Origin of the sequence: Massilia putida, assembly GCF_001941825.1 — a bacterium.
GTDB classification, from domain to species: domain Bacteria; phylum Pseudomonadota; class Gammaproteobacteria; order Burkholderiales; family Burkholderiaceae_D; genus Telluria; species Telluria putida.
Genome location: NZ_CP019038.1, coordinates 1957162 through 1978714 on the forward strand (window position 1 = coordinate 1957162; position 21553 = coordinate 1978714).

Annotated in this window: 18 protein-coding genes; 11 read left to right on the plus strand and 7 right to left on the minus strand. The window is 66.7% G+C overall.

Annotation, left to right across the window (positions count from 1 at the left end; all coding sequences use genetic code 11):
- Positions 1–68: 68 nt before the first annotated feature.
- Both BVG12_RS10945 and BVG12_RS10950 read left to right on the plus strand, forming a co-directional pair.
- A complete protein-coding gene (locus BVG12_RS10945; protein ID WP_075792411.1) occupies positions 69–1688 on the plus strand; it encodes a family 43 glycosylhydrolase in 1620 nt (539 codons plus the stop codon).
- A gap of 69 nt (positions 1689–1757) precedes the next feature.
- The gene (locus tag BVG12_RS10950) at positions 1758–3938 is read left to right on the plus strand and encodes a putative bifunctional diguanylate cyclase/phosphodiesterase (protein WP_075792412.1); all 2181 of its coding nucleotides are present in this window, start codon (positions 1758–1760) and stop codon (positions 3936–3938) included.
- 214 nt (positions 3939–4152) lie between these two features.
- On the opposite strand, the gene BVG12_RS10955 is transcribed toward BVG12_RS10950, so the two are convergent.
- Positions 4153–6438, minus strand: coding sequence for a sensor histidine kinase (locus BVG12_RS10955; protein WP_075792413.1), 2286 nt, complete (start codon positions 6436–6438; stop codon positions 4153–4155).
- Positions 6439–6687: 249 nt separating this feature from the next.
- Here BVG12_RS10955 and ribA point away from each other — a divergent pair, with 249 nt between their 5' ends.
- The 4 genes from ribA (at position 6688) to BVG12_RS10975 (ending at position 10543) form a co-directional block, all read left to right on the plus strand.
- Positions 6688–7335, plus strand: coding sequence for a GTP cyclohydrolase II (gene ribA, locus BVG12_RS10960; protein WP_075792414.1), 648 nt, complete (start codon positions 6688–6690; stop codon positions 7333–7335).
- A 63-nt stretch (positions 7336–7398) separates the two neighbouring features.
- Entirely contained in the window at positions 7399–8829 is a 1431-nt protein-coding gene (locus BVG12_RS10965; protein WP_075792415.1) for a S1 family peptidase, read from the plus strand.
- Positions 8826–9794, plus strand: coding sequence for an FHA domain-containing protein (locus BVG12_RS10970; protein ID WP_075792416.1), 969 nt, complete (start codon positions 8826–8828; stop codon positions 9792–9794). Before BVG12_RS10965 ends, BVG12_RS10970 begins: the two co-directional genes overlap by 4 nt.
- A gap of 101 nt (positions 9795–9895) precedes the next feature.
- Entirely contained in the window at positions 9896–10543 is a 648-nt protein-coding gene (locus tag BVG12_RS10975) for a dihydrofolate reductase family protein (RefSeq protein WP_075792417.1), read from the plus strand.
- Between the two features lie 155 nt (positions 10544–10698).
- Here BVG12_RS10975 and BVG12_RS10980 read toward each other — a convergent pair whose 3' ends face one another.
- On the minus strand, positions 10699–11010 hold the full coding sequence (locus tag BVG12_RS10980; RefSeq protein WP_075792418.1) for a YciI family protein: 312 nt from the start codon (positions 11008–11010) through the stop codon (positions 10699–10701).
- Positions 11011–11101: 91 nt separating this feature from the next.
- Between BVG12_RS10980 and BVG12_RS10985 the strand changes: the two genes are divergently transcribed.
- On the plus strand, positions 11102–12175 hold the full coding sequence (locus tag BVG12_RS10985) for a sensor histidine kinase (protein WP_229503858.1): 1074 nt from the start codon (positions 11102–11104) through the stop codon (positions 12173–12175).
- A 7-nt stretch (positions 12176–12182) separates the two neighbouring features.
- On the plus strand, positions 12183–12896 hold the full coding sequence (locus BVG12_RS10990) for a LytR/AlgR family response regulator transcription factor (protein ID WP_075792420.1): 714 nt from the start codon (positions 12183–12185) through the stop codon (positions 12894–12896).
- Positions 12897–12964: 68 nt separating this feature from the next.
- On the opposite strand, the gene BVG12_RS10995 is transcribed toward BVG12_RS10990, so the two are convergent.
- Positions 12965–14584, minus strand: a complete 1620-nt coding sequence (locus BVG12_RS10995; RefSeq protein ID WP_075792421.1) for a S53 family peptidase — start codon at positions 14582–14584, stop codon at positions 12965–12967.
- 189 nt (positions 14585–14773) lie between these two features.
- Between BVG12_RS10995 and BVG12_RS11000 the strand changes: the two genes are divergently transcribed.
- Positions 14774–15883 carry a Gfo/Idh/MocA family protein gene (locus BVG12_RS11000; RefSeq protein WP_075796304.1) on the plus strand — a complete coding sequence of 370 codons (1110 nt, stop codon included), beginning with the start codon at positions 14774–14776 and terminating at the stop codon, positions 15881–15883.
- 6 nt (positions 15884–15889) lie between these two features.
- Here BVG12_RS11000 and BVG12_RS11005 read toward each other — a convergent pair whose 3' ends face one another.
- The 3 genes from BVG12_RS11005 to BVG12_RS35635 all read right to left on the minus strand — a co-directional run bounded on the left by BVG12_RS11005 (position 15890) and on the right by BVG12_RS35635 (position 18358).
- A complete protein-coding gene (locus tag BVG12_RS11005; RefSeq protein WP_075792422.1) occupies positions 15890–16825 on the minus strand; it encodes an SMP-30/gluconolactonase/LRE family protein in 936 nt (311 codons plus the stop codon).
- A 643-nt stretch (positions 16826–17468) separates the two neighbouring features.
- The gene (locus tag BVG12_RS35630) at positions 17469–17831 is read right to left on the minus strand and encodes a LysR substrate-binding domain-containing protein (RefSeq protein ID WP_179966260.1); all 363 of its coding nucleotides are present in this window, start codon (positions 17829–17831) and stop codon (positions 17469–17471) included.
- Positions 17832–17857: 26 nt separating this feature from the next.
- The gene (locus BVG12_RS35635; RefSeq protein WP_179966261.1) at positions 17858–18358 is read right to left on the minus strand and encodes a LysR family transcriptional regulator; all 501 of its coding nucleotides are present in this window, start codon (positions 18356–18358) and stop codon (positions 17858–17860) included.
- A 235-nt stretch (positions 18359–18593) separates the two neighbouring features.
- Between BVG12_RS35635 and BVG12_RS11015 the strand changes: the two genes are divergently transcribed.
- Together BVG12_RS11015 and BVG12_RS11020 are read left to right on the plus strand one after the other, a co-directional pair.
- The gene (locus tag BVG12_RS11015; protein ID WP_075792423.1) at positions 18594–19532 is read left to right on the plus strand and encodes an alpha/beta hydrolase; all 939 of its coding nucleotides are present in this window, start codon (positions 18594–18596) and stop codon (positions 19530–19532) included.
- A 90-nt stretch (positions 19533–19622) separates the two neighbouring features.
- Positions 19623–20483 (plus strand): oxidoreductase, encoded by an 861-nt coding sequence (locus tag BVG12_RS11020; RefSeq protein WP_075792424.1) that lies wholly within the window; start codon positions 19623–19625, stop codon positions 20481–20483.
- A gap of 480 nt (positions 20484–20963) precedes the next feature.
- Here the strand turns inward: BVG12_RS11020 and BVG12_RS11025 are convergent, their stop codons facing one another.
- On the minus strand, positions 20964–21488 hold the full coding sequence (locus BVG12_RS11025) for a hypothetical protein (RefSeq protein ID WP_075792425.1): 525 nt from the start codon (positions 21486–21488) through the stop codon (positions 20964–20966).
- Between the last annotated feature and the right edge of the window lie 65 nt (positions 21489–21553).

The following is a 21553-nucleotide window of genomic DNA, read 5'->3' on the forward strand; positions in this document are numbered from 1 at the left end:
CTCCTTGTTAGTGAAATCGTTTTCATATATTCTTGGAAACCGCGATCACGCACGCATCGGAGAGCCGCTTGACCAACCCATCCCGCCGCACGGCATTCAAGACCCTGCTAGCCGGCGCCGGCGCCGCCGCGCTTCCCGCCCTGCCCGCGCAAGCCGCCACGGCGAAAACGTCCATCGCCCCGCGCTGGGGCCGCGGCATCGAAGGCCAGCGCAAGGCCGACCGCGGCGACGGCACGTACGTCAACCCGATCGTCGCCGGCGACCATCCGGACCCGACCATCCTCAAGGACGGCAAGGACTATTACATGACCTTCTCGTCCTTCTTTTCCTATCCCGGCATCGTGATCTGGCATTCGACCGATCTCGTGAACTGGGCGCCGGTCGGTCCCGCTTTGACAAAACCGCTGGGCACGATCTGGGCGCTCGACCTGTGCAAGCATGACGGCCGCTACTTCATCTACATCCCTGCCGCGCCGGACGGCAACAACTGGTCGATCTACGCCATCTGGGCCGACCATATTGAGGGGCCGTGGAGCGACCCGGTCGACCTCAAGATCGCCGGCTGCATCGATCCCGGCCACGTCGTCGGCGAGGACGGCAAGCGCTATCTGTTCGTGAACGGCATCCGGCGCGTGCGCCTCGCCGACGACGGCCTCGCGGCGACCGGGCCCGTCGAACCGGCGTATCAACCGTGGCGCTATCCGGCAGACTGGGTCGTCGAGAACTTCGCGCCGGAAGGCCCCAAGCTGCTGCGCCACGGCGCGTACTTCTACCTGATCACGGCGGTGGGCGGCACGGCCGGTCCGGTGACGGGCCATATGGTGATCGCGGCCCGTTCGACATCCATTAACGGCCCGTGGGAACACTGCCCGCACAACCCGCTCGTGCGCACGACCGGTACGTCGGAGCCGTGGTGGTCGCGCGGCCACGCATCGCTCGTCGAAGGTCCGGCCGGCGACTGGTGGATGGTCTACCACGGCTACGAGAACGGCTTCCGCACGCTCGGCCGCCAGACGCTGCTCGAGCCGATGGAATGGACGGCCGACGGCTGGTTCCGCGCCAAGGGCGGCGACCTGTCGCAACCCTTGCCGAAGCCGCGCGGCGGCAAGGCGGGACCAAGCGGCTTCGCCCTGTCCGACGATTTCACCAAGGACCGCTTCGGCGTCCAGTGGGCCTTCCACGACCCGGCGCCGGACGACATGAAGCGCATCGCGTTCGCCAACGGCGGCCTGGAAATCAAGGGCAAAGGCACGTCGCCCGCCGACGGCGCCCCGCTGACGTGCGGCGTCGGCGACCGCTCGTACGAGGCCGAGATCACCCTCGATCTGGTCGGCCCAGCCGAAGGCGGCCTGCTGCTTTTTTACAACCAGAAAGCGTTCGTGGGCCTGGGCTTCACGCCCGCGTTCGTGAAGACCTGGCAGTACGCGGAAGAGCAACCGTGGGCGCGCCACCCGCAAGCCATCTCCAGCGTGCGCGTGCGCCTGACGAATGTGGAGAACGTCGTCACGTTTCACTACTCGTTCGACGGCGGCAGGACGTGGACGCTGCACGGCACGCGCATGGAAGTGTCGGGGATACACCACAACGTGTTCGGCGCCTTCCTGAGCCTGAAGCTCGGCGTGTATGCGGCGGGCGGCGGTACCGTGCGGCTGCGCGATTTCCGCTACCGCGCGCTGGCGCAGGCATGACGGCTCGAACGCGCGCCACGGCGGTGCGGGACCTGCTAGCATGCGCCAAGATCGTAACCAAAAGTCTACATGCACGAGAACCCGCCATGCATTGAAGCCGCTGACGGCGTCCCGGACGACGCCCAACGGCGCTTCGACGAGCTGCTCGCCCACCTGCCGGCCGGGGTCGTGATGCACGACGCCACCGGGCGGATCGTGGCGGCCAATTGCCAGGCGCTGGCAATGCTCGGACGCAGCGCCCCCCAGGTCCTGAATGCGCGGGCCGACGACGCGCTCTGGCACTTCGTGCGGGCGGACGGCACCCGCATGCCGGCCTCCGAGTATCCCGTGAACGCCGTGCTGCGCACGGGAACCAGGGTCTCCGACCTCGTCGTCGGCGTGGTCCACCCTGCCGAAGACAGCGTGCGCTGGGCGATCTGCAATGCCTATCCGGAGCGCGACGAGCATGGCGCGCTGCATCGCGTGGTCGTCTGCTTCACGGACTGCACGGCCCTCAAGGCCGCCGAACAGTCGCTGCATAAATCCGAGGAACGCATGCGCCTCGCGCTGCAGGGGTCGACCGATGCGCCGTGGGACTGGGACCTCGTCACCGGTGAAATCTATTATTCCGCGCGCTATTGGGAAATGCTCGGCTATGTCGCGGACCACATGGATGCCGATCCGCAGGCCTGGATCCGCATGATGCACCCGGAGGACCGCGCGCGCGTCGTCGCCTTCATCGACGAGCTGCTGCCGGGCCCTCGCCAGGCCTACAGCGTCGAATTCCGGCTGCGCCACCACGACGGCCATTACGTCCCGGTCCTGAGCCGCGGTTTCATCCTGCGCGACGGCACCGGCAAGGCGGTACGGCTGTCCGGCACGAATACCGACCTCACGGAGCGCAAGCAATCCGAGCACCGCATCCACGAGCTGGCATATTTCGACCAGTTGACGGGCCTGCCGAACCGGCGCTTCCTGATCGACGAACTGGGGCAGATCCTCGCGCGCAACGGCCGCGCGGGCCGCCACGGCGCCCTGCTGTTCCTCGACCTCGACAACTTCAAGCTGCTGAACGACACGATGGGCCACGACGTGGGCGACCTGCTGCTGCGCGAAGTGGCGCGGCGGCTGCGCCGGGTGCTGCGCGAAGGCGACCACCTGGCGCGCCTGGGCGGCGACGAATTCGTGATCGTGCTGGAAAACCTGGGCCTCACGGCGGCCGAGGCGACGGCCGAAGTCCACGCCGTGGGCCGCAAGATCCTCGAGGTGCTGGGCGAACCGGTCGAGCTGGCCGGCCGGCAGTGCGCCAGCAGCCCGAGCATCGGCGCCACGCTGTTCGACGGCCACCCCACCGACATCGACACCCTGCTGCGCCAGGCCGACCTCGCGATGTACCGCGCCAAGGAAGAAGGCCGCAACACGCTGCGCTTCTTCGATCCCGGCATGCAGGCGGCGGTGGACCGCCAGGCCGCGCTGTCGGCCGCGCTGCGCGCGGGCATCGCGCGGCGCCAGTTCGTGCTGTATTGCCAGCCGCAGTTCGGGCACGACGGCAGTCTCGTGGGCGCGGAAGCGCTCGTGCGCTGGCAGCGCAGCGCGGACGACCTGGTCGCGCCCGGAGAATTCATCGGCGTGGCCGAATCCGGCGGCCTGATCGCGGCGCTCGGCCTGGACGTGCTGGAGCAAGGCTGCCACGCGCTCGCGCGCTGGGCGCGCGAACCCAGCCTCGCCATGCTCAAGCTGGCCGTGAACGTCAGCGTGCACCAGCTGCGCGATCCGGAATTCCCGCGCGCCGTCGCCACCCTGCTGGCCGCGACGGGCGCGCCGGCCGACCGCCTCACGCTGGAGCTGACGGAGAGCGTCTTCGCGCGCAACCCGGCCGATCTCGTCGAGCGCATGCAGCAGCTGCGCGCGCTCGGCATCCACTTCGCGCTGGACGATTTCGGCACGGGATATTCGTCGCTGGCCTATCTGGCCCGCTTTCCGCTCGCGGCGCTCAAGATCGACCGCTCGTTCGTGCAGGACGTCGACCGCGACCCGAACGCGTCGTCGATCGTGGAAGCCATCATCGCGCTGGCGCGCAAGCTGCACCTGGCGACGATCGCCGAGGGCGTGGAACTGGTTGGGCAGCAGGCCTTCCTGACAGCGCACGGCTGCGACGTCATGCAGGGCTACCTGCTGGGACGGCCGGTGGCGCTGGACGAATTCGAACGGCACTACGGCCGCCCGGACGCGACGGCGTTGTCAGGTCAGGCCCTGGGGCGTTCGGAATAAATCGCGTCGATGAAAATCCGTCGTTCCCGCCATGCAGACGAACCGAAGTCTGTCCTTTCGAAACTCACAGTATCGTTGGCATATCGAATTCCGTGGTTCAGCATGGATTCCCGCTTTCGCGGGAATGACGTTGCCGTTCGGGCGCATCGACGTAAATAAGGGATGAAAATCGAGGGATGAAAATCGCCTGTCAAGCCGCCGGCGGCAGCGACTATCAAGCCGCCAGCGGCAGCTCGACGTAGAACGTGGTGCCGATGCCCTCGGCACTGTCGAACCAGATATTCCCGCCCAGCTCCTCGACGATCGTCTTGCAGATCGACAGACCGAGGCCGGTGCCGCCCTGGCGGCGCGAATCGGCGCCGTCGGCCTGGGCGAAGCGCTGGAACACGCGCTCGCGGAACGCTTCCGGAATGCCCGCGCCCTCGTCGGCCACGGCCAGCCGCGCGGCATCGCCGCGCGCCTCGACCTGCGCGCGCACCTTCGACCCCGGCCCGGAAAACTTGATCGCGTTCGACAGCAGATTGGTCAGCACCTGGGCCAGGCGGTCGCGGTCGACGTCCACGCGGGCCGCTTCCGCGCCGGGCGCGGCCACGCACGACAGCTCGATGCCGCAGCGGCTCGCGAAGCTTTGCATCGCCGCCACGGCATCTTCCGCCAGCGGCAGCAGCGGCTGCACCTCGCGTTCGAATGCCATGCCGCCGGCGTCCATCTTCTGGATGTCGAGCACGTCGCCGATCAGGCGCACGAGCCGTCCCGAGCTGGCGTTGGCCACGTCGACGAGGCCTTGCGCGTCGGGCGGCAGCGCGCCGGCCATGCCGTCGGCCAGCAGCGCCAGCGACGCGGAAATCGCCGTCAGCGGCGTGCGCAGTTCGTGCGACACGGTCGCCACGAATTCATCCTTCATGCGCTCGACTTCCTTGCGCGCCGAGATGTCGTGCACGAAGGCGGAAAAGAACAGGCCGTCGCCGGTGCCGGCCAGGCCCAAGGTCATCTCGACGGGAATCTCGACGCCGTCGCGCGTCACCAGGATGCGTTCGACGCGCCGGCCCAGGATCTCCAGCTCGCCCGTCTCGCGGAAGTGGGTCAGCAGATCGCGCGAGCGGGCGCGGAAGCGTTCCGGCATCACGAGGTCCGACACGATGCAGCCCAACGCTTCGTCGCGCGACCAGCCGAGCATCTTCTCGGCCGCCGAGTTCCAGTCGCAGATGCGGCCGCGCATGTCGATGCCGACGAAGGCATCCTGCGCCGTCTCGATGATGGTGGCGATGCGCTGCTCGTTGGCGCGCACGCTGGCCAGCGCCTGTTCCAGCTCGCGCGTGCGGCGGGCGACGCGTTCTTCGAGATTCGCGTTCAGGTCTTCCAGCGCGCGCCGACGGCGCACGAGGTTCGCCACGAGCGCGTTGAGGGTCGTCGCCAGCGCGCGCACCTCGGCATAGCCGCCCCGCTTGACTTCGATCCGGGCCGTCTCCCCCGCGCGGATCCGCTGCGCGGCATCGGCCAGGTCGCCCAGCGGCCGCGTGATGCGGCGCGCCAGCGCCACGCCGGCCAGCGAGAACAGCACGGCCAGCAGCACGCCGCTGGCCAGGCCGTATTCGCGCAGGCGGCGCACGGGCGCGAACGCGTCGTCGGCGTTCTGGCGCACGAGGACGGTCCAGCCCAGGCCCGGGTACTCGCCGTAGCCGTGGCCAAGCTGGTAGCCGACGAGGTAGGCGCGGCCGTCCGGCCACGTCTCGACGACGTAGCCGCCATGGCGCTGCGCGTGTGCGGCCTTCAGGCTCGGCAGGGTCAGGCGCTTGCCGACCACGTCCGCCGGCCCGAGCAGGACGTTGCCGTCCGTGTCGACGATCAGGGCCTCGACCTGGCGCCGCGCGGCGATGCCGGCCATCACGGACCGCTCGACGTCGCGCGCCCATTGCCAGGACAGGTGCGCGCCCAGCACGCCGCGCGTGACGCCCTGCTCGTCGACGTACGGGAAGGCGACGTCGACGAAGCGCCAGGGTTCCGTCTGCCTGGGCAGGTAGCGCGCCAGCAGCATGGCCTCGTGCACGTCGCCCGCATGGATGCCGCGCAGGGCGTTGCGGAACCAGGGGCGCTTCGACACGTCCGCCCCTTCCAGCAAGCCCTGGGCCGAGACCTGCACCGTGCCGTCCAGGCCCGCCAGGCCGATCCAGCTGTAGTAGCCGAGGGTGTTCTGGATGCCGTCCAAGGTCGCGCGGCGGCGCGCATGCGGCTGGCCCTCGGCCAGCACGGGACGCCGGGCCAGCAGGCTCACTTCGCGGTAACGTTCGAACATGCCGCGCTCCAGCTTGTCCGACGTCTGCATCGCCAGCTCGGCCAGGCCGTGGCCGATGTTCGTCTGGACCTGTTCCGACGACTTGCGTTCGATGACGGACGTGAGGACCAGCGTGAGGACGATCGACAGCGCGATGAACGCCAGCGCCAGCCAGGCGCCGAGGGCGCGCGGCATCAGGCGGCGCAACAATTTCAGGGGATTCAACATGGCAAACGGACAAGGACACGGCGCCGTATGACGCTGGTGTCCAGCCTAGCACAGCCGGGATTCTGCGCGGGAATACTGTTGCTTCACGTGAACACCCGCGTCACCTTTCGTGCAGGCTGTTGTATTTCTGGCCAGCAGCACCCATATCGGATGGAACAGCGCCGAGTGCTAAATTCACGGCCATGTCCGATTTCCGGTAAACTCGCCTGTTACTTGATCAGTTTTCACGCTATCGCACCAGGAAAAGCCATGCAAGACAATGCCCCCGCGCCTTCCAACCTCGTCGACTACGTCACGTCGTGCACCCTGCCGACGCCGTGGGCGCAGTTCACCCTGCATGCGTTCATCGAGCATGCGACCGGCAAGGAGCATCTGGCGATGACGCTGGGCGACCTGTCGACGGGCGACGCCCCGTTGGCGCGCATCCACTCGGAATGCCTGACGGGCGACGTGATGTTCTCGCAGCGCTGCGACTGCGGCGCCCAGCTGGAATCGGCCCTGCGCCGCATCGCCGACGAAGGCCGCGGCATCCTGCTGTACCTGCGCCAGGAAGGCCGCGGCATCGGCCTCGTGAATAAAATCCGCGCCTACCGCCTGCAGGAAGCGGGCGCCGACACGGTCGAGGCCAACCTGCAGCTGGGCTTCCACGCCGATGCGCGCAACTATGAACTGGTGCTGCCGATGCTGGAACAGTTCGGCATCGAGGCCGTGCGCCTGATGACGAACAACCCGCGCAAGATCGACGCCCTGGGCAAATTGGGCATCAAGGTCGCCGAGCGCGTGCCGCTGCTCGTCAACCGCAACGCCTACAACGACAACTACCTCAACACCAAGCAGGCCAAGCTGGGGCACATGATGACCCCGGCCACCGAAGCCGCGCTCGACAGCGAAGCATAATCCCACCCCCAAGCGGCGGTTCTGGCAAGATGGTAACAACCGTCTTGCCAGTATGAGGATGCCATGCGCTTCCCGCCCGCCACCCTTGCCGTCATCATCCTCGGCGCCGCCGCGTCGATCGCCGTTGCCGCCGCAGGCAGGGGAAATGCGTCCGGCACGGCGGGCCAGCGGGCCAAACCGCCGCAGCCGCCCCTCGTGATCCCGCCGGCCACGCCGCCCGCCACGACGCCGCCCGCCCCCGGCCCCGGCGAGACGGACGAGACGACCGCCCTCCCCCCGCCCTCCAGCGCCGCGCAAAACCTGTACTCCGCCGCGAAGGCCGACCTGCTGCAGATCCGCATGCTGCTGAGAAATGGCCGCAGCCAGTCCAGCGTGGGTTCCGGCTTCCTCGTCGGGACCGGCAACCTCGTGCTGACCAATTACCACGTCGTGTCGCAGATGGCGCTCGATCCCGAGGTCTATGTCGGCGAATACGTCGACACGGACGGCAAGAGCGGGCCCGTCGAACTGCTCGCCGTCGACGTGCTGCACGACCTGGCCGTCGTGCGCGTGAACCGCAACGGCACGGGCTTTTTTCAGGTGCCCGATAAACCCGTGAAACTCGTGCAGGGCCAGTACCTGTATTCGCTCGGCAACCCGCTCGACCTCGGCTTCGCCATCTCGGAGGGTTCGTACAACGGCGTCGTCACGCGCAGCTTTTACGAGCAACTGATTTTTACGGGCCCCATCAACTCGGGGATGAGCGGCGGCCCCAGCGTGACGGCGGCCGGCGTCGTCGCGGGCGTGAACGTGTCCAAGCGCCTCGACGGCGAACTGGTCAGCTTCCTCGTGCCCGTCAGATACGCGCAGGAATTGCTCGCCAAGGCGGCCGCGCAGCCGCATCCGCCCAACAACTTCAATCCGCTGATCGGCCAGCAGCTGCTCGCGCACCAGCGCGCGCTGATCGACCGCCTGCTGGCCGAACCGCTGTCGATGCGGACGATGGGACCGTACCAGGTGCCCGTGCGCGAATCGCAGCAGCTGCGCTGCTGGGGGCGCTCGAACTTCCGCGCGGAGGCCGAGTACACGCTTGACGCCGTCAGCTGCGCGATGGAGGCAGCGGTCTATGTGTCGGACACGCAGCAGACCGGCCACGTGTCGATGACGCACCAGGTCCTGCGCACGAGCTCCCTCCATCCGCTGCAGTTCGCCGTGCTGGCCACGAGCCGCTTCAGCGTCGACCGCATCGGCAGCGGCCGCGACACGCGCCTCACGCGCCCCGCCTGCGCCGAGATGTTCGTGCACACGGCGAGCCTGCCCGTGCGCGCCGTGACGTGCGTGCGCGCCTACCGCAAGTTCGCCGGCCTGTACAACTTCACGCTGCTGGCCGCCAGCACGGACGATCCGCACGCCAGCCTGCAGAGCCGCCTGGACCTGGCGGGCGTCTCGTACGACAACGGACTGCGCGCCACCCGCGCGTTCCTCGCGGCGCTCGGGCGCAGCCACGTGAAATGAACGGGCCCTGGTTCGTCGAACTGCTGGCCCGCAACGGCGACGTGCTGCAGCGCCAGTGCGTCGACACGCTCCCCATCCGCATCGGACGCGGCTACGACAACGACGTGATCCTCGACGACGACTACGCGGCCGCCGCGCATGCCGTCGTCGAACCCGATGCGACCGGGCAACTGCTGCTGCGCGATCTCGGCACCCGCAACGGCATCGTCGTGGCCGGCCGCCGGCAACAGCATGCCGTCCTGTCGGGCGACACCGTCGTGCGCATCGGCCACACGCCGCTGCGCGTGCGGGCGGCCGATTTCCCCGTCGCGCCGGAACTCGTCGACCGCACGTTCCACCGCTGGGAAGGCGTGCCGCCGGGCGCGGTGGGCCTGCTGCTTGCAGGCGCCGTCGCGCTGCTGGCGCGCTGGCTCGGCGACGCGGAATATTTCCAATGGGCGCGCTACGCCGAGGCCCTTGCCTGCGGGCTCGCGGCGGCCCTGCTGTGGGGCGGCGCGTGGGCGTTCGCGAACCGGCTGTTCGGCCGCCACGCGCGCCTGGGCCGCCACCTGTTCGTGTTCGGCTGCGGCGCGCTGGCCGTCGCCAGCTATGCCCTGCTGGGCAGCACGCTCGCGTATGCGTTCTCGGCCGAGGGCTTTACCCACTACGCGTCGCCGGTGGCGGCGCTGCTGCTGGCCGGCGTGGTCTATTTTCACTTGACCACGATCCGGCCGCAGAACCGGGTGCGCTACCGCTGGGTGTGCGCCGGCCTCGCCGTGCTCTGCTCCAGCCTGATCCTGGCCGGCAACGTGCAGCGCACGGGGCGCTTGTCGGACGAGTTGTACATGTCCGTGCTGCTGCCGCCCGCCGTGAGGCTGAGTCCCGACCACGGCGTGGACGAGTTCATGCGCGACGTGGAGGCGATGAAGGGCCCGCTCGACCGCAGCCGGGGGCGCAAGCCGGGCGACGACGAGATCAACAAGTGATTGTAGCGAAAGTGAATGTGGCAAAAGTGAATGTGGCAATATTGTCGAAATCAGCCTTCCCCGTTCGTCGTACAAGACACGCTGATCAACCAGGAGACCACATGTCCAAACTGAAAGTCCGGAGCTTTTCCATTTCCCTCGACGGCTACGGCGCCGGCCCGAACCAGAGCCTGCAGAATCCGATGGGCGAAGGCGGCGGCGGATTGCACCAATGGTTCCGCGGCACGCGCACGTTCCAGCGCATGCTGGGCGACGAAACGAAGGGGACCGACGGCCCGGACGAGGACTTCGCCGCGCGCGGCTTCGAGAATATCGGCGCCTGGATCCTGGGCCGCAATATGTTCGGCCCGGTGCGCGGTGCGTGGCCCGACGACGAGTGGAAAGGCTGGTGGGGCGACGAACCGCCCTACCACGTCCCCGTGTTCGTGCTGACGCACCACGCCCGGGCCCCGCTCGCGATGAAGGGCGGCACGACGTTTTACTTCGTCACCGACGGCATCGAGGCGGCGCTCGAGCGCGCGCGCGAGGCGGCGGCCGGCAAGGACGTGCGCCTGGGCGGCGGCGTGTCGACCGTCCGCCAGTACCTGCAGGCCGGACTCGTCGACGAGATGCACCTGGCCATCTCGCCTGTGCTGCTGGGCTCAGGCGAGGCGCTGTTCGCCGGGATCGACCTGCCCGAACTCGGCTTCACCTGCACCGAGCACGTGCCAACCAAGGCGGCCACGCACGTGGTGCTGAGCCGGGGCTGACGCCTGCGGGCACGTCGAAAAACCTGCTGCGCGTTGCACTGTGGGCCGGGCCGTGCAGGCTGCGATGCGCCGCGACGGCGGACCGGCCGTACCGCTCGTACTGCTGCGCTTCTCGAACGGCATTGCGGCCGCTCGCGACGGTGTCTCGAGGCGCCCTACGTCAGCGGCATCGTCAGCCTGGCGATCTCGACCGATCCATCCTCGTCGAAGATGGGACAGCGTTCGCCGATCTCGACGGCCTCGTTGAAATCCGCCGCCTCGACGATGGAATAGCCGCACAGCGAGCTGGCGGATTCCTTCGGCCCCAGCAGCCGGCGCGGCACCTCGACGGCGCTGTGCGTGAGGCTGCCGCGGTCGATGACGCGCGAGCCCATGCCGTCGAACCAGGCGGCCCAGCGCGACCGGTCGTGGCGGGTGGCCGCATCGGGGCCGGGCGTGCCGTGGTACACGAACAGGAAACGTTCCATTTGCTTCCTCCTGTGATGGGTTGGTCCGGCTCGACGTTAGCAGAAGCGCGGCGCCGGTGCCGCACCCGTGCCTTTTGACAACCGCACAAGGATGGCCGATCATCCCCGCATGAGCTTCCTGCGCCGCAACGCCGTCTTCGTCTCCGCCTGGATCCTGTTCTGGATCCTGATGATGCTCGTCGCCGTGCAGGATTTCATGCGCAACGACCACAGCCATGCGATCTGGAAGCCGGTCCTGTGGGAAGGCTCGTCGGCGCTGGTCATCAGCGTGCTCGCCCTCGTGCAGTTGCGCTGGTCGCACGCGGACGACGGCCTGCTCGGCACGCCGCCGCGCTGGTTCGCGCGCCAGGCGCGCTGGCTGCTCATGTACTGGATCGCCTTCGTCCCCCTCGCCTTCGGCTTCCGCCATGCCGTGTATGCGCTGGTCGGCGAGACGTATCGCCACGATCCCGTGCCGCAGCTGTTCCTGTACGAATCGATGAAGATCACGATCTTCTTCGGCCTGTTCATGGCGATCCGCTTCGGCGTCCAGTCGTACCGCGCCCTGCTCGACGCGCGGCTGCGCGCGGAGCGCTCGAACACCCTGCTGCGCCAGGCCCAACTGCAGCGCCTGGGCCAGCAGATGCAGCCGCACTTCCTGTTCAACGCGCTGAACACGGTGTCGGCGCTGATCTGGACCGATCCGGCCCGCGCCGACGCCACGCTGGCGCAGCTCGCGGACGTCTTGCGCGAAACGCTGGCCCTGGGCGACCGCCACGCCGCGCCCCTCGCGACCGAACTGCGCCTCGCGCGCGGCTACGCGGACGTGATGGCCGAGCGTTTCGCCGACCGCGTCGCCATCGCCTGGCAGGTGGACGACACGCTGCTCGACCGCGACGTGCCCGTGATGAGCCTGCAGCCGCTGCTGGAAAACGTGTTCAAGCACACGGTCGAACGCCGGCGCGCGCCCACCCGCATCGACGTGTACGCCCGCCGCGACGGCAACGCGCTCGTGCTGGGCGTCGAGGACGATGCGGGCAGGCTGGCGGCGTCGGAGCGCCCCGGCGGCATCGGTTTGACGAACCTGCGTGCGCGCATCCAGGCGCTGTACGGCGACGCGGGCCGGCTGGACATCACGGCGCGGCCGCAGGGCGGCGTGCGCGCGGAACTGCGGCTGCCATGCTGAGCTTGCCATGCGTCTGCTGATCGTCGACGACGAGCGCCCCGCGCGCGCCAAGCTGCGCCACCTGCTCGCGCGGCAGGACGGCATCGCGGCCGTCGAGGAAGCGGCCGACGGCATCGAAGCGTTGGAACGCATCGCCAGCTTCCGGCCGGACGCGCTGCTGCTCGACATCGAGATGCCCGAGCTGTCCGGCATCGAACTGGCCGCGTCGCTGCCGGAACCGGCGCCGCTGGTCGTCTTCGTCACCGCCTATGAACGCTATGCGTGCCAGGCATTCGATGCCGACGCCATCGACTACCTGCTGAAACCCTACGATGGCGAACGCCTGGGTCGCGCGCTGGCTCGATTGCGGAAAAAGCTGGCGGCACGCCCCGACGGCCACGCCGCCGCCCTGCCGCCCGCGCCGCTGGAGCAATTGCTGGTGAGCGAACGCGGCGTCACGCGCGTCGTGCGCGTCGCGGACATCCAGTGGATCGAGACGGCCGACAACTATGTCGTGCTGCACACGGCCGAAGGCAACCCGCTGCTGCGCCAGACGCTCGCCGGCCTCGTCGGCCGGCTCGGTCCCGGCTTCGTGCGCTGCCACCGGCGCGCGGCCGTGGCGGTGCGCTGGATCGAAAAAATCGTCGCCCTGGACAAGGGCGACGGCGAGTTGCTGCTGCGCGGCGGCGCACGGGTGCCGTGCAGCCGCCAGTACCGCGCCGACGTGATGGCGCGCTTGTAGATCGGGGTGGGCACCCTGTGCCCACGCGTGACGTATGCGCTGTGTTGGCGTTACGCGTGGGCTGCGGCTCAGGTTTCCAGCGCGGCCAGCAGTTTCGATCCGACCGGCGCGCCCCAGCCCGTGCACGCATCCCAGCCGGCCTTGGCCGGATAGCCGCCGTTGTCGCCGCTCGTGATGTCGCGCATGGCGCCGCTGCCCGCCAGCGGACCGTACAGCAGCGGATTGAGCCAGCCGACGGGCTGCGGCAGCTTCTGGTTCAACAGCGCCACGAGACCCGCCCACAGCGGCGACACGGCGCTCGTGCCGCCGATGGTGTACGTCATGAAGTCGACGCGCACCCGGTAGCCCGTCGCGGGCGACGCATTGCCGGCCACGTCGGGCACGCCCCGTCCGACCCGTCCGCCCGGATTGACCGACTTCGGCACGCCCGCATTCGCCTGCCAGGCCGGCAGGTCGAACACGTCGCTGACGCCGCCGCCCGTGGCGCTGCTGGTCGGGTCGTCGTTCCACACGGTCTCGCTCGTGATCGTGTTGCCGCTGACGGTCATGCGCGTGCCGCCGCAGCCCAGCACGTACGGGCTGGATGCGGGGAAGTCGGCATGCGCGCGACCGTCCGGCGTGCCGTTTTGCGGATTCTGGTCGCCGCTGCCGGCATCGCCCGCCGCGCAGCACACCGTCACGCCCAGCGCGGCCGCCGCTTCGAACGCCTGGTTCATCGCCGCCAGGCCCTGTTCCGTCCACTCCGATTCCGGCGCGCCCCAGCTGATCGAAATCACGGACGGCTTGTGCACGTCGTCGTGGACGGCGGCGGCGATCGCATCGACGAAGCCCTGCTCGCTGTTCGGCGCGAAGTACACGGCGATGCGGGCCTTGGGCGCGACGGCGCCGGCGACCTCGATGTCGAGCATCACCTCGGCATCCGCGCTCCACGGCAGCGACGGGCTGTTCTTGCCGCCGTCGACGGAGACGGCCGTGACGCTGGGGGGCGCCAGGTTCAGGCTCTTGAAATAGGCCTTGAGGTCGCGGCTGCGATAGCCGCCGCCCAGCTCGATGATGGCGATGCACTGGCCGCTGCCGTCCAGGCCGGCCGGGAAATCGTACAGCGTCGCCATGTCGACGCCGGTGAAGCCGGACGTGGCCTGCGCATCGGATGGGGCCGCGCCCGCCAAGGTGGGAGAACTGAACGACCCCAGCAGCGCCGCCTCGGCGGATTCTTTGGAGAATTTGAAATGCGGCCGCGCGATGGGCACGTCCTCGATGCCGAACACGCCTTCGACGATGCCGTCCAGTTCCGGCGGCAGGTGCACGGGCGCCGTGCGGCGGCGCGAGATGCCGGCCGCGTGCTCGACGTGCTCGATGGCCGTGCCGAACGCGGCAGCCACCTGGCCGGCCGTGCCGGACAGGACGATGCTCCTCGCCGCTGGCCGGCGCTCGACGACGACAAGCCCCGCCTGCTGCGCGAACGCGGCGACCGCGTCGAAGTCGGCATCGCTGGCGCCGTGCTGCGCGGCGAACTCGGCGCGCGTGAGGTAGTTGCGGTGGCCGGGCTTGGTGTCCAGCGGATGCGCCGCGATCGGCGCGCGCCGGCGCACGAGGACGGTGATCTCGAAGCGTTCGTTGGCCGGTGCCGGTCCGAGGGACTGCATATCGGCGATGGTTGCGGGCACGCTGCCCTGAAGTTTGACCATGATTCACCTCGTTGAGAGACGGCCCGGCGGGTCCGGGCACCATCTGCCAGTGTGCGCGCGGGGTGAATCTGTTTATTGATTAGCGATAATTTTTGGCTGCGCGGGCGCGGCGACATCACGCATCGCATGGCATTCGTATTAAAATGATGACGCGACTGTGAGCGCTAACATTTCATACGAGGAGACATGATGATCGACAAGAATCGGCGTGGTCTGGTCCTTGCCGCCGGCGGTGCGCTGGCGGCGGGTGCGATGGGCGACATGGCATGGGCGGCCCCGCCCGATCGCAAGCTGGGTTATGCGATCGTTGGCCTCGGTTCGTACGGCTTGGGCATCATCATTCCGCAATTTGCGAACTGCAGGAACAGCCGCCTCGTCGCCCTCGTCAGCGGCGACCCGGCCAAGGCGAAGCGCGTGGCGCAGGAATACGGCGTCCCGGAAAAAAACATCTACAACTATCAGAACTACGACGACATCCGCAACAACCCGGACATCGACGTCGTCTACGTCTGCCTGCCCGTCTCGATGCATGCCGAGTACACGATCCGCGCGGCCAAGGCCGGCAAGCATGTGCTGTGCGAAAAGCCGATGGCCGTGTCGTCGGCCGAGTGCGAATCCATGATCGCGGCCTGCCGCCAAGCCGGCAAGAAGCTGATGATCGGCTACCGCTGCCACTTCGAGCCGTACAACCTGGAAGCGGTCCGCCGCGCGCGCGCGGGCGAGATCGGCAAGCTGCGCTATTTCCGCTCCGAGCACGGCTTCACGTTCCGCGACCCGAACGCCTGGCGTCTGAAAAAGGCGCTGGCGGGCGGCGGCTCGATGATGGACATCGGCATCTACGCCCTCAACGCGGCGCGCTACATGACGGGCGAGGAACCGATCGCCGTCTATGCGCAGGAAACGACGGACCGCAAGGACCCGCGCTTCCGCGAAGTGGAAGACATGATCGGCTTCCAGCTGGAATTCCCGTCGGGCGTCATCGGCTCGTGCATGTCGATGTACAGCGCCAACCAGAACCATATCCTGCTGATGGGCGACAAAGGGCGCATCGACATGGAACCGGCGACCGCGTACCACGGCAACCGGATGTGGGTGGGCAACGGCCGCGAGAACGAGATCACCCCGCCGCCGGGCCCGGGCGCGACGCAATGGGCCGGCCAGCTGGACCACATGTCGCAATGCGTGCTGCAGAACCGCGAGCCGATCGTCGCGGGCGAGGAAGGCTTGCGCGACCTGCGCATCATCGAAGCCATCTACCGCTCGGCGCGCGAGCAGAAGCGCGTGGTCCTGAAGACCTGAGGCCGGTCAGTACGGCGATCCGGTGACGTCCAGCCGGATCCGCCAGATCGCCCCGGCGCCCGTCAGGAACAGCGTCTTGCCGTCGGCGCCGCCGAACGCGGCGTTCGTGACATTGGCGTCCGTGCGGATCGTCGCCAGCGCTTTCCCTTGCGGCGAGAACACGCGCACCCGCTTGGCCGGGTGCTCGGTCACGTAGATGTTGCCGTGGCAATCGACGGCCATGCCGTCCGGGGTATCGAGGCCCTTCACGATATCCCGCCCCGGCCCCGGCACGCCGTTCACGATGGGGTAGGCGCGCAGCAAGCCGTCGCCCGCGTTCACGTACAACACGTCGCCGGCCGGCGACAGCGATACGCCGTTCGGGTTCGGACGGCTGCCGTCGACGAGCGTCACCTTGCCGTCCGTGCCGACGCGGTACACGCCCGTGACGCTCTGGCCGCCGGGCGCCGCCGCCTTCTGGAAATCCGGGTCGGTGAAATAGATCGTGCCGTCCTTGGCGATGGCGATGTCGTTCGGCGAGTTGAACACCTGGCCTTTGTAGTCGGCCGCGAGCGTCGTGCGCTTGCCGTCCGCGAGCGCGTAGCGCGACAAGGCCTTGTACTTGTGCGTGGCCGCGACGATGTCGCCGTGCGCGTCGACCGCGAGGCCGTTGCTGCCGCTGTCTTCCACGACCGTGCTCACGGTCCCGTCGAGCCCCAGCTTGCGGATGCGCGACGGGAAGCCGGGCGCGAAGCTGAAATCGGAAAAGTACAGGGCATCCTTGATCCACACGGGGCCCTCGTACAGGCCCGGCTCGCTGCGCGACGGCTGGACGGCCGCGACGCGCTCGGCGCGCAGTTCGCCGGACGGCGCCGTGCCGCACGCGGGCGCGGCGTGGGCGGCGGCGGCATACGACAGTGCCAGCAGGAGGCCAGGGAGGGCGAGGACGGTGCGCGCGTGCATGGAATGCCTTTCGTTCGATGGTCGGAGAAATTCATTGTAGCGCGTCTCCGCCACGATCAGTCGTCGCCGGCCGTGTTCAGGGCGATCCGGCGATCGTCCTTGTGGCGGCACAGATCGATCTGGATGACGCGGCCGTACGGCACCAGCCCGTGTCATGCCGCCCTCCGCATCGATGGCGCCGGAGAACCCGACGTCGTCGACCGCAGGCCACTCGTATGCGCCGTAGAGCCATGTTCCGCAGACGGCTCAGCCGTATTATTACAAATTTGTATGATCGATATCTGAAATGCGAATTGGATTTATTTCTTCCGCTCCTGCATACTTTGATCCGTCTCCTCTATCTTCCTCCAAGAAAATAGATTCAGCCCGCCGCGAGCGGGCTTTTTTTTAAATTGACATCTGACACACACACGACTTCGATTCGCCGCGGTCCATTCTTGGAGACAGCATGCGCAGCCTCGTCCTTGTCGTGCTCGCCGGGTTGACGGTATCCGCAGCCGCCATCGCTCCCACATCGGTGCCTGCCGACTGTCCAAGTGGTAGATCCGAGGTTTCCGCTTCATGTGAGCACGCCTCCATACGTCTTGGAGTGTTGCGGTTGCCGGTTGACTCCAAGACCCAAGGCGGACAATGTGAAGACCCGCTATTCCTTGTGCCGCAATGCATTGACCAGCACTGAAAACGCCGGTGAAATGTGGCGCCGGCTGGGATAGTAGAGGTAGTAAGGCTCGAACGTTTTCCGCCATCCGCCCAGAACTTCAACCAATTCTCCGGATGCCAGCGCCTCCCGGCAGTACTCCTGCGGCAGGTAGGCGAGACCGAGCCCGGCCAGTGCAGCGTCGTACAAACAGGCGATGCTGTTACTCACCAACGGGCCATGCACCTTCACGCGCTGCTCCTTTCCTGCCTTCGCGAATAGCCAGGCGAAGTGCTCGCCGTGCGTGGGCAGGCGCAAATTGATGCAGGAATGCTCGGTCAAATCGTGAGGATGTTTTGGTGTCGGCATTCGCTCGAAATAGCTGGACGCACCGACTACCGCCATCGGATGTGGTTGATCCGCACCGCGACCATGTCTTTTGCAACCAGGCCGCCACGACGAACGCCGGCATCGAAACGGCTGCTGACGATATCAACGAGGCCGTAGTCGACAGTGAGATCGACCTGGATTTCGGGATAGTTGGGCAGGAAGCGTGCGATTGCCGGTTGCAGCACACTGTGTACCGCATATTCGTCGCCCGTAAGCCGGACCGTCCCTGCCGGTTTTTCCCGCAATGCAGTAATTTGCTCCAGGCCGGACTCGATCTGACCTAAGGATGGGCCGATCAATGCCAGCAGCCGTTCTCCGGCTGACGTCAGCGAGACGCTACGCGTGGTGCGCGCAAAAAGCCTCAGCCCCAAGCGCTCCTCCAGCCCGCGAATGACTTGGCTCAATGCCGATTGCGAGATTCCCAAGCGGGCGGCGGCACGGGTAAAGCTCGCCTCCTCGGCCACTGCGAGAAAGGCAACCAAGTCTTGCAGGCGACGACCGTCCATTTATAAGCTCGGCTAATAATAGTTTGCGCATTTTAGCGGATTATCTAAATAGTTGGCGATGCCTATACTGTTCTTACGCCCTGACTGGCGAGCACGCAATACCGAAGCGATCAAAGACAGTCGCTAGTGCGAATGGCCGGATTTATTAACTGACGCCATCCGCCCCAGGCCATCCATTGTTAAAAGCGGCTTTGCCAGCCTCAGGTTGACGAAGCCATCGACGGGGAGTATTCCAATGAGCCAAATTGAATCCATCAGCTTTAAAAACCGTACTTGGGACGTGGCCGGCACCCTGCGCCTGCCCGAAGGCTTTGATCCCAACAGAAAGTACGCTGCCATCGTATGCGGCCATCCCATCAGCAGTTGCAAGGAGCAAACCTCCGGGGCGATCTATGGCGAGGCGCTGACCAGGGCCGGCTTTATCACGCTGGCTTTCGACGCCTCTACTCAGGGCGCCAGCGGCGGCGAGCCCCGCTTCCTCGAGGACCCGGCTACGCGCACCGAAGACTTCCGGTGTGCCGTGGACTACCTGCTTACCTTGCCTTACGTCGATGAGGAAAGGATCGGCGTACTGGGGGTATGCGGTGGCGGTGGATACGCGGTAAGCGCTGCCACGACTGACCGACGTTTTAAAGCTGTAGGTACCGTTGTTGCCGCCAACTACGGCCGCCTGATGCGTGAAGGGGACATGTCGCCCGACGTCGTGGATAAAACGCTCGAAGCCATCGCGCAGCAGCGTACCGCCGAAGCGCGTGGTGCCGAACCGGCGATCGTCGGCTACATTCCAAATTCCATTGAAGAGCGCGAGAAGGCGGGCATTGACGACATCGACATCGTCGAGGCTGTGGAGTACTACCGCACACCACGTGGCCAGCAAGCCGGCTCGCCCAATAAGCTGCGCTTCACCAGCACCGGTGCAGCCATGAACTGGGATGCGTTCGCCTTTACCGAGCAACTGCTGACCCAACCGTTGCACATCGTCATCGGCGACGTGCCGGGCGGATTTGGCTCGTACCGCGATGGTTACGATCTGTACAGGCGTGCCCGCACGACGACGAAAACCTTGCAGGTGGTGAAGGGCGCGACCCATTACGACCTGTACGACCAGCCGGAAGCGACTTCCAAGGCGCTGGAGCAGCTCATACCTTTCTTCAACAAGCATCTGGATACCTAAGGCGGCAGTAGTCACCAATGCTCGCCGGACGATCTGACCGAACGGGCATCCGTCCAATCGTTACCTCACCAACCAATCATAGAAACCGACATGAGCAAAATCTGGTTCATCACCGGCGCATCGTCCGGCTTCGACAAGGCGCTTGCAGAAGCCGTTCTGGCCAAAGGCGACAGCGCCGTTCTCACTGCCCGTCGCCTGGAGCCGCTCCAATCCATCTCGGCACCTCACGGTGAACGTGCGCTGGCTCTGAAAATGGACGTGACCGACGCTTCCTCGCGCGCCGAGGCGCTGAGCGCGGCGACCGCAAAATTCGGCCGCATCGACGTGCTGGCCAACATCGCGGGCGCAGGCTCCTACGGTGCGCTCGAAGCATTCAGCTCTGAGCAGATCCGTGCACAGATGGAACTGAACTTCTTCGCTGCCGCCGAGCTGTCACGCGCAGTGCTGCCGCAGATGCGCACACGAAAATCCGGCCACATTCTCAACCTGACCAGCATCGCAGGCCTAGTGGCCTTCCCCGGCAGCGGCCTGTATAACGCATCCAAGTTCGCTCTGGAAGGCTTTACTGAAGCCCTGCATCACGAAGTCAAGCCTTTCGGCATTCGCGTCACGCTGATTGAGCCAGGCGCCTTCCGCACGGGCTTTGCGAGCAGTGCTGCCATGAGGGCGGAGCGCGAGATTGACGACTATGCAGCCTTGACTGACGGCATGGACGAGTATTACAGCACCCAGAACGGGCAGCAAATAGGAGATCCGGCCAAGGCCGTACAAGTGATTATCGACATGGTGGAACGTGATAACCCGCCTGTGCGTCTGATGTTGGGCGAGGATGCCTACCAATTGTGGGAAGGTGCCGTCGCTTCGCGCAATCGCGACCTGAGCCTGTGGCGTGCGCAAGGCGAAGATACCGCTTTCCCAGACGGGATTAAAAATCCGGTTCAAGCCCTCTGATCTGCAAGCTGCCCTGCAGTCTGTTGCCAATCACAACCCGCCCATGATGGAGCAAACCATTGGCTTCGTTTGATTCGGGCTGCCTGGCGGTTCAATACCGAGAGATCCTTATGGTCGGAACGGAAGTAGTCACTAGACTCGCTCCAGTCCGTTCCGGCCGAAAGCAGATCTTCCCGCTCGCTGATCGAGATCGTTCGAGAAACCGTATTAGACTGAACACTGCTTCACGTTGATCGTGTGCGTCGGCAGTCGGTCCGGTCGCCTCGCCCCGTCCCGCCGCCGCGCTATCACTTCCTCGAAAAAATGGCTGATACGGTTTCGCGGTGTCGCGAGCCGGTACCTCATCACTTATTCGGGCTGGCAACGCGGCTGGATGCGCGATGCCTGCCGCCCCTGCCATCTACTGTACGTTGCACTCCAGCCCGGCTAGTCCACCACAGTCGAACTGCCTGACTCGCGCGAACACAGCTTCTTTGTCCGTCAAGCCTCGATCCCGGCATTGCGCAGCCCCGCCCTCACCTCGCGCAAGTGTTCTTCTGCCGTCGCGCGCCCACGTTTCGAGTCCTGCAGCGCCATGTGCCAATGCCCGACGACGGCACGCAACTGGCCGGCATCTGCCGCGCGTTCGATGCGATCGACGACTTCGGCGGCCAGCAGGCCGAGATGCGCTTGCGCCGTACTCACCATGTAGCGCTTGATCCGGTCCAGGTCATCGCTCGAACCCGCAGGCATGGTTTCCGATGCAGCGGGCGCCGGCACGGCCTGGCCGCACGGCGCGATGAGGTCCAGTGCCAGCAATTGCTCCACGATACAGGCCACCTGTCCGGCCGGCATCAGCGGCGCCAGCGCGCCGCACGATTTATGGCCGTCGAGCATGATCAGCACGCCGCGCTGGCGCCCGCTCAGGCCCATGCCGCGCAACGCGACTTCGCTGCGCCCTTTGGCGGTCTTGATGTACACGGCATCGCGTACCGCGTCGCTACGGCTGGCTGGTTCGAAGAACATGACTCGGCCTTGGGATCTGGATAAAAAGATTCTATGTGGCAATTATTACGATCTCGTTTCAAGCC

Coding starts and splice junctions, on each gene's coding strand:
- BVG12_RS35630 (WP_179966260.1), bottom strand. CDS start 17,831: ATGCCGACACCAAAACATCCTCACGATTTGACCGAGCATTCCTGCATC.
- BVG12_RS10980 (WP_075792418.1), bottom strand. CDS start 11,010: ATGGAACGTTTCCTGTTCGTGTACCACGGCACGCCCGGCCCCGATGCG.
- BVG12_RS10975 (WP_075792417.1), top strand. CDS start 9,896: ATGTCCAAACTGAAAGTCCGGAGCTTTTCCATTTCCCTCGACGGCTAC.
- BVG12_RS11015 (WP_075792423.1), top strand. CDS start 18,594: ATGAGCCAAATTGAATCCATCAGCTTTAAAAACCGTACTTGGGACGTG.
- BVG12_RS10950 (WP_075792412.1), top strand. CDS start 1,758: ATGCACGAGAACCCGCCATGCATTGAAGCCGCTGACGGCGTCCCGGAC.
- BVG12_RS10970 (WP_075792416.1), top strand. CDS start 8,826: ATGAACGGGCCCTGGTTCGTCGAACTGCTGGCCCGCAACGGCGACGTG.
- BVG12_RS11025 (WP_075792425.1), bottom strand. CDS start 21,488: ATGTTCTTCGAACCAGCCAGCCGTAGCGACGCGGTACGCGATGCCGTG.
- BVG12_RS35635 (WP_179966261.1), bottom strand. CDS start 18,358: ATGGACGGTCGTCGCCTGCAAGACTTGGTTGCCTTTCTCGCAGTGGCC.
- BVG12_RS10990 (WP_075792420.1), top strand. CDS start 12,183: ATGCGTCTGCTGATCGTCGACGACGAGCGCCCCGCGCGCGCCAAGCTG.
- BVG12_RS10965 (WP_075792415.1), top strand. CDS start 7,399: ATGCGCTTCCCGCCCGCCACCCTTGCCGTCATCATCCTCGGCGCCGCC.
- BVG12_RS10985 (WP_229503858.1), top strand. CDS start 11,102: ATGGCCGATCATCCCCGCATGAGCTTCCTGCGCCGCAACGCCGTCTTC.
- ribA (WP_075792414.1), top strand. CDS start 6,688: ATGCAAGACAATGCCCCCGCGCCTTCCAACCTCGTCGACTACGTCACG.
- BVG12_RS11000 (WP_075796304.1), top strand. CDS start 14,774: ATGATCGACAAGAATCGGCGTGGTCTGGTCCTTGCCGCCGGCGGTGCG.
- BVG12_RS10995 (WP_075792421.1), bottom strand. CDS start 14,584: ATGGTCAAACTTCAGGGCAGCGTGCCCGCAACCATCGCCGATATGCAG.
- BVG12_RS11005 (WP_075792422.1), bottom strand. CDS start 16,825: ATGCACGCGCGCACCGTCCTCGCCCTCCCTGGCCTCCTGCTGGCACTG.
- BVG12_RS10955 (WP_075792413.1), bottom strand. CDS start 6,438: ATGTTGAATCCCCTGAAATTGTTGCGCCGCCTGATGCCGCGCGCCCTC.
- BVG12_RS11020 (WP_075792424.1), top strand. CDS start 19,623: ATGAGCAAAATCTGGTTCATCACCGGCGCATCGTCCGGCTTCGACAAG.